Annotated in this window: 13 protein-coding genes; 3 read left to right on the top strand and 10 right to left on the bottom strand. The window is 65.8% G+C overall.

Going from position 1 to position 13,374, the window contains the following annotated elements; translation table 11 throughout:
• Window positions 1–97 precede the first annotated feature (97 nt).
• The 7 genes from thiL to glyA form a co-directional block, all read right to left on the bottom strand.
• On the bottom strand, window positions 98–1,099 hold the full coding sequence (gene thiL, locus J2R78_RS34610; protein WP_253608407.1) for a thiamine-phosphate kinase: 1,002 nt from the start codon (window positions 1,097–1,099) through the stop codon (window positions 98–100).
• A 150-nt stretch (window positions 1,100–1,249) separates the two neighbouring features.
• Complete coding sequence (gene nusB / locus J2R78_RS34605; RefSeq protein ID WP_016844994.1) at window positions 1,250–1,744, bottom strand: transcription antitermination factor NusB; 495 nt, start codon at window positions 1,742–1,744, stop codon at window positions 1,250–1,252.
• A 2-nt stretch (window positions 1,745–1,746) separates the two neighbouring features.
• Window positions 1,747–2,238 (bottom strand): 6,7-dimethyl-8-ribityllumazine synthase, encoded by a 492-nt coding sequence (gene ribH / locus J2R78_RS34600; protein WP_076834363.1) that lies wholly within the window; start codon window positions 2,236–2,238, stop codon window positions 1,747–1,749.
• Window positions 2,239–2,462: 224 nt separating this feature from the next.
• Window positions 2,463–3,071: a riboflavin synthase gene (locus J2R78_RS34595; RefSeq protein WP_253609999.1), complete on the bottom strand. Its 609-nt coding sequence runs from the start codon at window positions 3,069–3,071 to the stop codon at window positions 2,463–2,465.
• Between the two features lie 110 nt (window positions 3,072–3,181).
• Window positions 3,182–4,342 (bottom strand): bifunctional diaminohydroxyphosphoribosylaminopyrimidine deaminase/5-amino-6-(5-phosphoribosylamino)uracil reductase RibD, encoded by a 1,161-nt coding sequence (ribD, locus tag J2R78_RS34590; protein WP_253608406.1) that lies wholly within the window; start codon window positions 4,340–4,342, stop codon window positions 3,182–3,184.
• Entirely contained in the window at window positions 4,339–4,821 is a 483-nt protein-coding gene (nrdR, locus tag J2R78_RS34585) for a transcriptional regulator NrdR (RefSeq protein WP_016844999.1), read from the bottom strand. The genes ribD and nrdR overlap by 4 nt, the downstream gene beginning before the upstream one ends.
• Window positions 4,822–4,847: 26 nt before the next feature.
• Entirely contained in the window at window positions 4,848–6,149 is a 1,302-nt protein-coding gene (gene glyA / locus J2R78_RS34580) for a serine hydroxymethyltransferase (protein WP_253608405.1), read from the bottom strand.
• A gap of 605 nt (window positions 6,150–6,754) precedes the next feature.
• Between glyA and J2R78_RS34575 the strand changes: the two genes are divergently transcribed.
• A complete protein-coding gene (locus J2R78_RS34575) occupies window positions 6,755–9,031 on the top strand; it encodes a TonB-dependent siderophore receptor (protein ID WP_253608404.1) in 2,277 nt (758 codons plus the stop codon).
• Window positions 9,032–9,222: 191 nt separating this feature from the next.
• Here the strand turns inward: J2R78_RS34575 and J2R78_RS34570 are convergent, their stop codons facing one another.
• The 3 genes from J2R78_RS34570 to J2R78_RS34560 are packed head-to-tail and all read right to left on the bottom strand — an operon-like array spanning window position 9,223 to window position 12,187.
• Window positions 9,223–10,722, bottom strand: a complete 1,500-nt coding sequence (locus J2R78_RS34570) for a tripartite tricarboxylate transporter permease (RefSeq protein WP_057020728.1) — start codon at window positions 10,720–10,722, stop codon at window positions 9,223–9,225.
• Entirely contained in the window at window positions 10,722–11,222 is a 501-nt protein-coding gene (locus J2R78_RS34565) for a tripartite tricarboxylate transporter TctB family protein (protein WP_253608403.1), read from the bottom strand. Before J2R78_RS34565 ends, J2R78_RS34570 begins: the two co-directional genes overlap by 1 nt.
• Window positions 11,219–12,187 carry a tripartite tricarboxylate transporter substrate binding protein gene (locus tag J2R78_RS34560; RefSeq protein WP_253608402.1) on the bottom strand — a complete coding sequence of 323 codons (969 nt, stop codon included), beginning with the start codon at window positions 12,185–12,187 and terminating at the stop codon, window positions 11,219–11,221. The genes J2R78_RS34565 and J2R78_RS34560 overlap by 4 nt, the downstream gene beginning before the upstream one ends.
• 329 nt (window positions 12,188–12,516) lie before the next feature.
• Between J2R78_RS34560 and J2R78_RS34555 the strand changes: the two genes are divergently transcribed.
• Entirely contained in the window at window positions 12,517–12,750 is a 234-nt protein-coding gene (locus tag J2R78_RS34555) for a hypothetical protein (protein WP_253608401.1), read from the top strand.
• 108 nt (window positions 12,751–12,858) lie between these two features.
• On the top strand, window positions 12,859–13,248 hold the full coding sequence (locus J2R78_RS34550) for a PRC-barrel domain-containing protein (protein ID WP_028340955.1): 390 nt from the start codon (window positions 12,859–12,861) through the stop codon (window positions 13,246–13,248).
• The last annotated feature ends 126 nt before the right edge of the window (window positions 13,249–13,374 follow it).

Raw genomic sequence — 13,374 nt, 5'->3', positions numbered from 1 at the left:
GGAAAATCGGCGCGATCAGGCGCGGGGAGTCTAGCGCTGCTTGCGTTCCGACGCGTTTTCTTAATGCGAACCGGTGCCCGCTTCGCTCGAAAACGCTCTAGAAATGGCTGTAGGACAGCCGCTTCAGCTTCAGTTCCCGGCCCTGCCCGTCGAGGAAGCTCGGTGGCGACAAGCCTGCGATCAGGCCGCCGATTGCGGTCACCGCGACCTTTGCCTGCCGTGCGTCGCGCAGAAAGGCGTCGACATGATCGCTCGGGACCGCGCACAAGAGCTCGTAATCATCACCGCCGGCCACCAAGGTCTCGATATCGATCGCCTTGCGTGCGAGCAGCCCTGCGGCCGCGGACGACAACGGGATACTCGGCACGTTGATCACGCCCGCCACACCACTGGCTGCGCAAAGCTTGGTCAGATCGCCGGCAAGACCGTCGGACACATCCATCGCGGCGCTGGCGTGGGTGCGGACGGCCGTGGCCAAGGCGTTGCGCGGCTGCGGAACACGGTAACGGGCGGCAAGAAAATCCCGCCCGACGACATCGTCCGCCAGAGCCGCGGCGACCGGGCCACCCCGGAGCACATCGAGGCCGAGCGCGGCGTCTCCGATCGTGCCGGTGACGAACACACGGTCGCCCGCCTGTGCTCCCGCGCGATGCACCATCGTGCCCTGCGGCACCCGGCCGAACGCAGTGATCGAGATCATCAGCGGCCCCGGTGTCGAGACCGTGTCACCGCCGAGCAGCGGGCAGCCGAAATGCGCGGCGTCCTCGCCGAGCGCCCGGGCAAACGGCTTCAGCCAGGCCTCCTCGGCGCCGCGCAGCGCCAGCGTCAGCACGAAGCCCGCCGGCACCGCGCCCTTGGCGGCGATGTCGGAGAGGTTCACCCGCAGCGCCTTGCGCGCCAGCGTGTCGGGCGGATCATCGCCGAGGAAATGCACGCCCTCGACGATGGCGTCCGTGGTGACCACAATGTCCTCGCCGGCCGCCCTCAGCGCGGCGGCGTCGTCGTCGAGCCCGAACGCACCCGGATCGGTCGCGAGCGGCTTGAAATAGCGCGCGATTAGGGAGTCTTCGCCGGAGGTATGTTTACTTGCTTGGGTCATCAACCCGTCATCCTGAGGTGCGAGCGAAGCGAGCCTCGAAGGATGCACGGCCCCGATGCGACCGTAGCGCCACGCCGTCGCCCTTCGAGGCCTCCGCTTCGCTACGGCACCTCAGGGTGACGGCTACGGAGGTGGGCGGCATCGCGGCACCTAGCTCCGCACAAACTCGTCGCCGCGGAACTGGCGCGCGATCTGGTCGAGCACGGCGTTGACCATGCCGGTTTCGTCCTTCTCAACGAAGGCATGCGCGACGTCGACATATTCGGAGACCACCACGCGGCCCGGCACGTCTTTGCGGTGCTCGAGCTCGTAGGAGCCTGCCCGCAGCACCGCGCGCAGGATGGCGTCGATCCGCTTCAGCGGCCAGCCCTTCGACAGCGCCTCGTCGATCAAAGGATCGAGCCGGGCCTGGTCGCGCACCACGCCGGAGACCACGTCGCGGAAGAACGCGGCTTCCGCCGGCAAATATTTCTCGCCCTCGACCTCGTTGCCGAGCCAGTGGCTCTCGAACTCGGCGAAGATGTCGTTGATGCCGGCGCCGCCAATGTCCATCTGATAGAGCGCCTGCACCGCCGCGAGCCGTGCCGCGCCGCGGCGGTTGGCTTTTCTGTCGGGGGCTTTCGCGGGCTTCTTGTTGTCTGCCATGGTCAGGCCTTTGCCAGGCGGCGTTTGATCCGCAGCATCGCCAGCGCCGCACGCGCCGCGTCGCCGCCCTTGTTGAGTTCGCTGGCGCGCGCCCGCGCCCAGGCCTGCGCCTCGGTGTTGACGGTGAGGATGCCGTTGCCGAGCGGGAATTTCCGGCTGATGGCCAAATCCATCAATCCGCGCGAGGACTCCTGCGAGACGATCTCGAAATGGATGGTGTCGCCGCGCACCACGCAGCCGAGCGCGATCGCCGCATCATACGGCTTGCCGTTCGCTTCAGCCGCATCGATCGCGATCGCAATCGCCGCCGGAATCTCCAGCGCGCCCGGCACCGTGATCACGTCGTGCGTCGCACCCGCGGCCTTGATCTCGGCCAACGCGCCTTCCAGCAGCGCGTCCTGGATGTCGTCATAGAACCGCGCCTCGACGATCAGCACGCGTGCGCCGGTAATGTCGGTCTGGTCCTTCAGGGGTGCGCGCCGCGCGTCAGCCATCTACGTATCCATTTCATATTGTTGACATTTACCGATAACGTTGGATGTCAACGTTTCGCGAGTTTGTAGTCGCCCCGACGACTGAAGCCAAGCACGAATGCCTCAGGCACTGTCATTCCGAGATGGTCCGAAGGACCAGACCGCAGGTGCACAATAGTGCACCGGGGAATCTCGAGATTCCGGGTTCGATGCTTGCGCATCGCCCCGGAATGACCGCTATGCCGTCATTTCATCTCCGACAGCCGCGCCGCGTAGCGGGCCATCAGATCGACCTCGATATTGACCTCGCTGCCCGCCTTCCAGCCGTTCAGGGTCGTCACGGAAAGCGTGTGCGGGATGATCAGCACCGAAAAGCTGATGTCGTCGACCGTATTCACGGTCAGCGACACGCCGTCCAGCGTGACCGATCCCTTCGCCGCGATGAAACGCGCCAGCTCCCGAGTGGTTCGCAGCTCGAAGCGCGCCATGTCGGGCAGATCGTCGCGCTTGACGATGGTCGCGATGCCGTCGGCATGCCCGGCCACGATGTGACCGCCGAGTTCGTCGCCGATCTTGAGCGCGCGCTCGAGATTGAGCCGGCTGCCCTGTCCCCAATGCTTGGCGGTGGTCATGCCGAGCGTCTCGGCCGCCGCATCGACATCGAACCAGGTCTTGCCATCGGCGGTGCCGGAGGCGACGACGGTGAGGCAGACGCCATTGCAGGCGATCGAGGCGCCGTCGGCGATCGTGGTCTGGTCGTAGTCGCAGGCAATCCGCATCCGGTGCAGCTGCCCCTGCGCCACCTGCTTCAGGCTGGTGATCTCACCGATATCGGTGACAATTCCCGTGAACACAACAAACCTCTTACTCTTCGTCATGGCCGGGCTTGACCCGGCCATCCACGACTTACTTCACTGCTGGCGACCAAGACGTGGATGCCCGGGTCAAGCCCGGGCATGACGACCTAGGATCGATCGTAGATAGTCAAAACATCTTTGGCCAAGGCTTCGCTAGCACGAAGGCTGAAGGCGGGCGACTGCGTGATTGCGTCGAGCGGCATTGCGTCCAGCGCGGGAACGCCGTCGGCACCGATCGCATCAGGCCCGCGCAACAGCCAGATCTCGTCGACAAGGCCGGCTGCCACGAAAGAATTTGCCACGCGCGATCCGCCCTCGACCAGCAGGCGCGAGATCCCCTTCTCCGCCAGCGCATGCAGGACGGACGGCAGATCGAGCCCTTGGGGCGCGCTGGCGGCGACGCGGATCACCTGCGCGCCGGCGGCACCTAGCTTCACCGCGGCAGGCGCCTCCGCCATATCAGATGTCAGCACCCAGAGCGGCGTCTCGCGCGCCGAATGCACCAGGCGGCTGTCGCCAGAGATCCGCAGCGCGCGGTCCAGCACCAGGCGCACCGGCGAGCGCACCGCCATGCCGGGCAGCCGGCAGGTCAAGAGCGGATCGTCGGCCTTGACCGTGCCGATGCCGACCAGGATCGCATCGCTCTGCGCGCGCAGCAGATGCACGCGCGTCCGCGCGGCCTCTCCGGTGATCGTAACCGGCTTACGGCCGCTGGCAGCGATCTTGTCGTCGGCGGACACCGCGAGCTTGAGGATCACATGCGGGCGCTTGTCGCGGATGCGGCGGAAGTGCCCGGCATGGTCGCGCGCGGCCTCTTCCGCGCACAGCCCGACATCGACCGCGATGCCCGCGGCACGCAGCTTGGCGTGCCCCTGCCCCGCGACTTCCGGATTGGGATCCTCGATCGCCGAGACGACGCGGGCGAGCCCGGCCGCCACAACGGCGTCCGCACAGGGCGGCGAGCGGCCGAAATGCGAGCAGGGTTCGAGCGTCACGTAGAGCGTGGCGCCGCGCGCGGCACCGCCGGCGCGCCTGAGTGCCTCGACCTCGGCATGCGGCCGGCCGCCTGCTTGCGTCCAGCCGCGGCCGACGATCACGCCGTCCTTGACGATGACGGCGCCGACCGCCGGATTGGGCCAGGTGCGCCCGAGCCCGCGCCGGCCAAGCGCCAGCGCCAGCTGCATGAAGCGCAGATCGGCCGCCTTTGCCGCTTCCTTGGCCTCTCTGGCCTTCTGCGCGAACTGGTCTTCCAGAATGCGGAAGATCATTTGCGTAGCGTCGCGAGCCGCGGGTCCTCTTCGCCGGTCAATTCGTCGAGCACGGCCTCGAAGTCCTTGGCCTCGCGGAAATTGCGGTAGACCGAGGCGAAGCGCACATAGGCGACGTCGTCGAGCTGGCGCAGATGCTCCATCACGATCTCGCCGATCGCCTCAGAGGAGACCTCGGCCTCGCCGCCGCTTTCGAGCTCGCGCACGATGGTGGACACCATCTTCTCCACCCGCTCGGATTCCACCGGGCGCTTGCGCAAGGAGATCTGCAGCGAGCGCACCAGCTTGTCGCGGTCGAACGGCACGCGGCGGCCGTTGCGCTTGATGACGGTCAGTTCGCGCAGCTGCACCCGCTCGAAGGTCGTGAAGCGGAAGTTGCAGGCCATGCAGACGCGACGCCTGCGAATGACCGCGGAGTCCTCGGTCGGACGCGAGTCCTTGACCTGCGTGTCGAGAGAATTGCAGCTCGGGCAGCGCATCCGACGGGACCTCTAGCAACGACCTTTTACTGATAGATCGGGAAGCGATCGGTCAGCGCCTTGACGCGCTCCTTGATCGCGGCCTCGACCAGCGGCGCCTTGCCGTCCGGCGACTGCGCCAGCGCGTTCAGCACTTCCGCGATCATGCCGCCGACCTGCTTGAACTCGGCGACGCCGAAGCCGCGCGTGGTCGCCGCCGGCGTACCGAGCCGCAGGCCGGAGGTGACGAACGGCTTTTCGGGATCGAACGGGATGCCGTTCTTGTTGCAGGTGATGGCGGCGCGCACCAGCGCCTTCTCCGAGATGTTGCCCTTCAGGCCCTTCGGCCTGAGGTCGACCAGCATCAGATGGTTGTCGGTGCCGCCCGAGACGATGTCGAGGCCATGGCCGCGCAGCGTCTCCGCCAGCGCCTTGGCGTTCTCGACCACGTTCTTGGCGTAGACCTTGAAGTCCGGCCGCAGCGCTTCGGCGAACGCCACCGCCTTGGCGGCGATGACGTGCATCAGCGGACCGCCCTGCAGGCCCGGGAAGATCGCCGAGTTCAGCTTCTTGGCCAGCGTCTCGTCATTGGTGAGGATCAGACCGCCGCGCGGGCCGCGCAGCGACTTGTGCGTCGTCGTGGTGGTGACGTGGGCGTGCGGCACCGGCGAGGCATGCACGCCGCCGGCCACGAGGCCCGCGAAATGCGCCATGTCGACCAGCAGATACGCGCCGACGGAATCCGCGATCTCGCGGAAGCGCTTGAAGTCCCAGGCGCGCGAATAGGCCGAGCCTCCGGCGATGATCAGCTTCGGCTTGACCTGCTCGGCCTGCTTCTGGACTTCGTCCATGTCGATGATCTGGTCCTCGCGGCGCACGGTGTAGTGCGCGGCCTTGAACCACTTGCCGGACATGTTGACCGGCGAACCGTGGGTGAGATGGCCGCCGGCGGCGAGGTCGAGGCCCATGAAGGTGTCGCCGGGTTGCAGTAGCGCCAGAAACGCCGCCTGGTTCATCTGGCTGCCGGAGTTCGGCTGGACGTTGGCGAAGCCGGCGCCGAACAGCTTCTTGGCGCGCTCGATCGCCAGCGTCTCGGCGACGTCGACCCACTCGCAACCGCCGTAGTAGCGCGCGCCCGGATAACCCTCCGCGTATTTGTTGGTCATCACCGAGCCCTGCGCCTCCAGCACGGCGCGGCTGACGATGTTTTCGGAGGCGATCAGCTCGATCTCATGACGCTGCCGGCCGAGCTCGCCCTTGATCGCGGCAGCGATCTCGGGATCGGCCTCAGCGAGGGTCGCGGTGAAGAAGGAATCGGGCGCGGAAGCGGTCTTGCTGGACGAGGTCATCGGCGAAATATCTCCACCGCCGCAAGCCTTTAGGCAGGATGCGGACGGTCACGAGTGGCGGTCGAAGCTGGTTTCAGAGCGTTATCACATCGCCCCAAAATGGCCAAGCGGTTGCGGTCCCTGCCGGTCAATTATGCCAGATATGGTGGGGATGGCGGGGATTGCCAGCCGGCCGGACGGCCGCCCCCCCCCGGTTCCCGCCGCTCGGCCAGCACGGCTGTGGCAGCCGCCGAATGGAACGTGACACCCCTTCCCGACCGCGCGGGACCGCGGAACGAGACAACTATCGCCTCGAGGTTTCAACGCGTTGCTCGCGCAACCGCGCGACATCGGACTGGCTTGATCATGTCGCGCGCGATCGCGATGCATCGACTCACGAGATGACGAGACAATTTTTGAATCGTTCGATTTTTGAATCGTTCAACACTGGATCGATTCAAGGCTCTCACGCGATGCGTGCAATTGCGCGTCATACGCCGTTGTCTCCCGGTCACCCAGCCAAGCTTTGCGTGCAACTTCGACAGCTTCTAACCGCGTGCAGGCTGCTCGCGAAAATCACCGTGATAACGACTCGCTCAAGATTTTTTTTACGGAGCGTGGAATAAATGTCGTGCAGGTGGATTCGGCCGCAGCGGTTTGCTGCTTCGGCTGTCGTTGTGTTTTCGGTTGTTGGTGCGGACGATGTCTTCGCCCAGACGCAATTGCCGTCCGTGACGGTCGAGGCGCCGCAGCGGCAAGCGGCGCGATCGCAGCAGCCTTCGCAACGGTCCACGCGCGCACGCAGCGCCTCGCGCCGCGCGACGGCCGCCCCGGTGGGCGCGCAGCCACAGACCGCTCAGCAACCCGCGGGCGCCAGCGGCGGGCACGAACGCGCCAACGGCCCGGTCACCGGCTATCTGGCGCGGCTGAGCGCCAGCGGCACCAAGACCAGCACGCCGATCATCCAGACGCCGCAATCGGTGTCGGTCATCAGCGCCGAGCAGATCCGCGACCAGAAGATCGTCAGCAAGTTCGACGAGGTGCTGCGCTACACGCCGGGCGTCATCGGCGGCACCTATGGCGCCGATTTCCGCAACGACTGGTTCATGATCCGCGGCTTCCCGGCGCAGAACGAGTCGCTGTTCCTCGACGGCCTGCAGCTGTTCTACACCTCCTATGCGAGCTGGAAGCTGCAGCCCTTCAATCTCGAGCGCGTCGAGGTGCTGCGCGGTCCGTCCGGCATCCTGTATGGCGGCTCGGCGCCGGGCGGCCTCGTCAACGCGGTGAGCAAGCTGCCGCAGGCCGAGCCCATTCGCTACATCGAGACCGGCGTCAATAATTTCGGCAACGCCTATACCCAGTTCGACATCGGCGGCGCGACGGCGCAGCCCGGCAACGGCCAGGTGCAGTACCGCCTCGTCGGCCAGGCCCAGGGCGGCGGCACCCAGACCGACTATGTCTACGACAACAACTTCTTCTTCGCCCCGTCGGTGACCTGGCGGCCCGATGCCGACACCAGCCTCACCGTGTTCGGCATGGCCTCGCACAGCAACACCCGCGCGCTGAACTTCCTGCCCTATGTCGGCACCGTCACCAACGCGCCGTTCGGCCGGATTCCGACCAGCCTGTTCGTCGGCGATCCCAGCGCGGACCAGTTCCGCCGCGACCAGCAGATGGTCGGCTACCAGTTCCAGAAGAGCGTGACTGACAGCGTCGATTTCCGCCAGAACGCGCGCATGGCGCATGTCGACGTCTATTATGCCGGCCTCTATGGGCTCGGCTACGCGACGACGCCGGCCGCCGCCGACATCACCCGCGGCAATTTCTACACCCGCGGCATCGCCACCCAGCTCAACCTCGACAATCAGCTCGAATACCGCTTCACCACCGGCGCGCTGCAGCACACCGCGCTGGTCGGCGTCGATCTGAAATATTACGGCATCGACGACCGCCAGGGTTTTGGCATGGGCACGAATCTCAACGTGCTCAATCCGGTTTATGGCACCAACCTGCCGTATAGCGGCCCGCTCTATCAGAACGGCTATCTCGCCCAGGGTATGGCCGGCCTCTATCTGCAGGATCAGGTCAAGCTCGACCGCCTGACGGTGGTGCTGTCCGGACGCCAGGACTGGGTCGATCTCACCAACAACAACCGGATCGGCGTCTCCCAGGGCCGCGACGACAGCAAGTTCTCCGGCCGTGTCGGCGCGATCTACAATTTCGACAGCGGCGTTGCGCCCTACGTCTCCTACATGACGGGCTACAATCCGGTCATCGGCACCACCGCGGCCGGCCAATTGCTGCTGCCGGAAACCTCCGAGCAGACCGAGGTCGGCGTCAAGTACGAGCCGGTCGGGCTCAACGCACGGTTCGGCGTCGCGTATTTCGACCTCAAGCGCAAGAACGCGCTGACAACAGATCCGAACAACCCGCTGTTCCAGACCCAGAACGGCGAAGTCACCTCGCGCGGCGTCGAGCTCGAGGCGGTCGCGAACATCACGCGCGATTTCAAGCTGGTGGCGAGCTACACCAATTACGAGCTGTTCGTCAGCAAGGACCTCAATCCCGCGCTGATCGGCACCGTGCCGACCAACGCGCCGCGTCAGCTCGCATCGGCGTGGACCGACTACACCTTCCGCGACGGGCCGCTCACGGGCTTCGGCTTCGGCGGCGGCGTGCGCTATGTCGGCTCGTCCTTTGCCGACACAGCGAACACCGCACGCGTCCCGGGGGTCGTGCTGGGCGATCTCGCCTTGCATTACGAATGGGACAACAACTGGCGCGCGGCGCTCAATGTCGTGAACGTCACCGACAAGATCTATGTCGCGAGCTGCGCGACCATCAGCTCCTGCTACTACGGCGATCGCCGCCGCATCACGGCGAGCCTCGCCTACAAATGGTGAGCTGAACTTTCAGTTCACGGAAAATCATGTGACCGAGAGGCGGTATCCGGCCGCCTCTCTTTTTTCGCTGTCGTCAGGGTGGTGTCAGCTTGTCGCGCTAGGTTTCGCGTCGCGGCGATATTTGCCGTGCCCAGACTGGCCCGCTCCGAAATGCGAGCCCCGGAGCGGGCCTTTTACGGTCTGGTCGCGCCCTAATCCTCGTTCGCCTTGAATCGTCCCAATCCCTTGAGCACAAACGGTGCCAGCAGCGCGATCAGCGCGATGCCGAGCAGCGTCGCCGACATCGGGCTTTGCAGCAGCACCATGGGATCGCCGAGGCTGATCGCCAGCGCGCGGCGCAACTGGCTTTCGGCGATCGGCCCGAGGATCAGCCCGATCACGACGGGCGCGATCGGGAAGTCGAACCGGCGCATCAGAAAGCCCATGACGCCGAACGCCGCCAGCATCGACAGCTCGACGACCGACGGCTTCGCAGCGATCGTGCCCATGGTGGCGAACACCAGGATGCCGGCATAGAGCCAGGGCTGCGGGATCGCCAGCAGCCGCACCCAAAGGCCGACTAGCGGCAGATTGAGCACCAGCAGCATGCCGTTGGCGATGAACAGGCTCGCGATCAGGCCCCACACCAGGTCGGGCCGCTCCGCGAACAACAGCGGCCCCGGGTTGAGGCCGTATTGCTGGAAGCCCGCCAGCATCATTGCAGCCGTTGCCGAGGTCGGCAGTCCGAGCGTCAAAAGTGGCACCAGCGTGCCGGCGGCGGACGCGTTGTTCGCCGCTTCCGGCCCTGCGACGCCTTCGATCGCGCCCTTGCCGAACTCCTCCGGATGTTTGGTCAGCCGCCGCTCGGTGGAATAGGACAGGAATGTCGGGATCTCCGCCCCGCCGGCCGGCAGCGCCCCGATCGGAAAACCGAACAGCGTGCCGCGCAGCCACGGCTTCCACGACCGCCGCCAGTCCTCCCGCGTCATCCACAGCGAGCCGCGCACCGGCTCGAGCTTCTCCTCGGCGTGATGCCGGCGCGAGGCGACATAGAGCGCCTCGCCGACCGCGAACAGGCCGACCGCGAGCGTCGTCACCTCGACGCCGTCGAGCAGTTCGGGGATGCCGAAGGCAAGCCGCGCCTGACCGGTCAGCTTGTCGATGCCGACCAGCCCGAGCGTGAGGCCGATGAACAGGCTGGTGAGGCCGCGGACCGGCGAGTCGCCGAAGGTCGCCGACACCGTGACGAAGGCAACGCACATCAGCGCGAAGTAATCCTCCGGCCCGAAGCGCACGGCGAAATCGACCAGCCATGGCGCGAGGAATGCGAGGCCGATGGTGGCGATGGTGCCGGCCACGAACGAGCCGATCGCCGAGGTCGCCAGCGCCGGGCCGCCGCGGCCGGCCTTGGCCATCTTGTTGCCCTCGAGCGCGGTCGCCATCGACGCGCTCTCGCCCGGCGTATTGATCAGGATCGCGGTGGTCGATCCGCCATACATGCCGCCATAATAGATGCCGGCGAACATGATCAGCGAGCCGCCGGGATCTAGCTTGTAGGTCACCGGCAGCAGCAGCGCGACCGTCAGCGCCGGTCCGATGCCCGGCAACACGCCGACCGCGGTGCCCAGGAACACGCCGATCAGGGCGTAGAGCAGGTTCATCGGCTGCATGGCGACCGCCATGCCGTGCGCCAGCGCGGCGAAAGTGTCCATCACAGCAGTCGCTCCAGCGGGCCGGCGGGAAGGCTCAGCGTCAACAGCTTGTCGAACGCGAGATAAATCAGCGTCGTGATCACCAGCGCGATGGCGGTGTCGGCCAGGACGGCGCGGCGGCCGAACGCCGCCGACGTGGTGACGAACAGCGCCGAGGTGGCGAGGATGAAGCCGCCGCCAAAGCCGATGATGGCGATCAGGAGCACCAGGCCCCCGATGATCAGCCACACCGGTTTCGGATCCATGCTCTCGCGCGGCGGCAGCTTGCCGCGCAGCGCGTCGATCAGATTGCCGACCGCGAGGATGACAAGGCCGATCGCGATGACGACCGGCATCGCCTCCGGCCCCATGCCGTACATCGTGGTCGACGGCAGCTTGCTGGCGTCCCACACCAGCACCGCAGCAAGCCCGGCAAGCGCGGCCGCGATGACCACGCCGGCGCGATCGACGCGGCGTGCCGGCGCCGGCCGGAGGTTTTCAGACGCCGCGTCCGGCGTCATGACTTCACGAGGCCGACGGACTTCAGCACCTCGGTCACGCGCGTGATCTCCTTCTTTAGGAAATCCGCGAAGGCGTCGCCGCCGAGATAGGCGTCATCCCAGCCCTTCTGCTTCAGGATCTCCTTCCAGGAATCGGACTTCACCATCTTCTCGACAGCATCACTCAGCACCTTGCGCTGCTCCGGCGTGATGCCGGGCGGTGCGACCACCGAGCGCCAATTGGCCAGCACGAGATCGATGCCCTGCTCTTTGAAGGTCGGGATATCGACGCCCGGCAGTCGGTTCGCCGACGTGACGCCGAGCGCGCGCAACTTGCCGGCCTTGATCTGGCCTTCATATTCGCTGAGGCCGGAAATGCCGGCCGTGACCTTGCCGCCGAGAATGGCTGCGAGCGACTCGCCGCCGCCCGAGAACGGAATGTAGTTGATCTTCTTGGCATCGGCGCCGACCGTGCCCGCGAACAGCGCCGCCATCACGTGGTCGACGCCACCGGCCGAGCCGCCGGCAAAGGTCACCTTGGCGATATCGGCCTTCACCGCGGTGGCGAGATCCTGCGCCGTCTTGATCGGCGAGTTCGCCGGCACCACGATGACCTGGGTCTCCTCGGTGAGGCGCGCAATCGGCGTCACCTGATCCAGCGTCACCGGCGACTTGTTCATGGCGAGTGCGCCCACCATGACGAAGCCGTTCACCATCATCTGGTTGCCGTCGCCCTTGGCGCCGTTGACGAACTGCGCGATGCCGACGCTGCCGCCGGCGCCGGGAACGTTGGTGACTTGGACGCTGCGTGCGACACCGGAGGCGACCAGCGCCTGCTGCATCGAGCGCGCGGTCTGATCCCAGCCGCCGCCGGGCGCCGCCGGCGCCATCAGCTTGAGCTCGAGCTGCTGCGCGGGCGCCGGACCGATCGCCCCAAGCAACAGCGCGACGACCGCGCCGACCAGGCGCATGTGGGACGGGATCATGAGGCTTCCTCCTGAATTTTCGGAAACAGCCTGCCGATCGCCGGCTGCATCCGGTCACGTGACCGCATCGCCATTCGGACAGCGCGGTCCCTTCGGGTCAGGAATCGCTCGCCGATCTCGCGTCTGCGTATCCCTAGCGACCATTCGCCACAGCCTTCGGCAAGCCGGAGGGCGCGGCTAGCCAGTGCTGCAAATCGCCGCACCATCTCCGATCATTTTTCGCTTGCTTTGATTCGGAGCGTCTCGCCAACGCAAGCCTGTTCTAGGAACCTTCGCCATTTTCTCCCGTTCCACCTCCGCCGATTGGTACGGCTATTGGAGGAGAGAACATGAAGTTTAAGACCATTGTCGCGGCATCTTTGCTTGCCGCTTTCGTCACGCCGGCATTTGCAGCGGATGAATTCTACGTCGTGCAGGACGTGAAGACGAAGAAGTGCACGATCGTCGACAAGAAGCCGGTCGACACGACGACCACCGTCGTCAGCGCGTCGGGCACTGTCTACAAGACGCGCTCCGAGGCCGAGACCGGCATGAAGAGCGTCAAGGTCTGCACCTCGAACTAGAAGGCGATCGCATGCCAGTCATCATTCTCTGGGCTGTGCCGGCGATCATCGTCATCGGCGGCGGCATCTACCTGATCGGCCATATGCACTGAAGCAAGGAGACCTCTTATGAAGAAGTTGGCTATCGGCTGCATCATGGCTGCGGCGTTCGCTACCGCCGCGCATGCAGCAACCACCATGCCGGCCGCGCCGGCGGACAGTTCGACCATCACCAACTACTACAAGCAGAATGTCTACGACCCGAAGGAATCCAAGATCGGGACAATCGACGACGTGCTTGTCGACAAGTCCGGCAAGGTGACCGGTCTCGTCGTCGGTGTCGGCGGCTTCCTCGGCGCCGGCGAGAAGGACGTGATCGTGCCATTCACGGCCGTCAAGTCTCAAAAGAAGGACGACAAGTGGTGGCTTACGCTCGACGAGACCAAGGACAGCCTGAAGGCCGCGCCCGGTTTCAAATACGATCGCGCCAGCACGACGTGGAAGCCGGAGAACAAGTAACACCGACGTCCCGTCTGCTCACTGAGGGCAGACGGGACGCTGCGGCAGATCACTCACGGGATGGTGGCGCTGTCGAAGCTCGCCCGAAACGCATCAGGTAACGCGCCAAACCACGAAATGGCCCCA

The organism is Bradyrhizobium sp. USDA 4538, from assembly GCF_024171045.1.
In the GTDB taxonomy this organism is placed as follows: domain Bacteria; phylum Pseudomonadota; class Alphaproteobacteria; order Rhizobiales; family Xanthobacteraceae; genus Bradyrhizobium; species Bradyrhizobium australafricanum.
The sequence above is the reverse complement of the archived record's forward strand: the minus strand, read 5'-3'. Positions and strand labels throughout refer to the sequence as shown.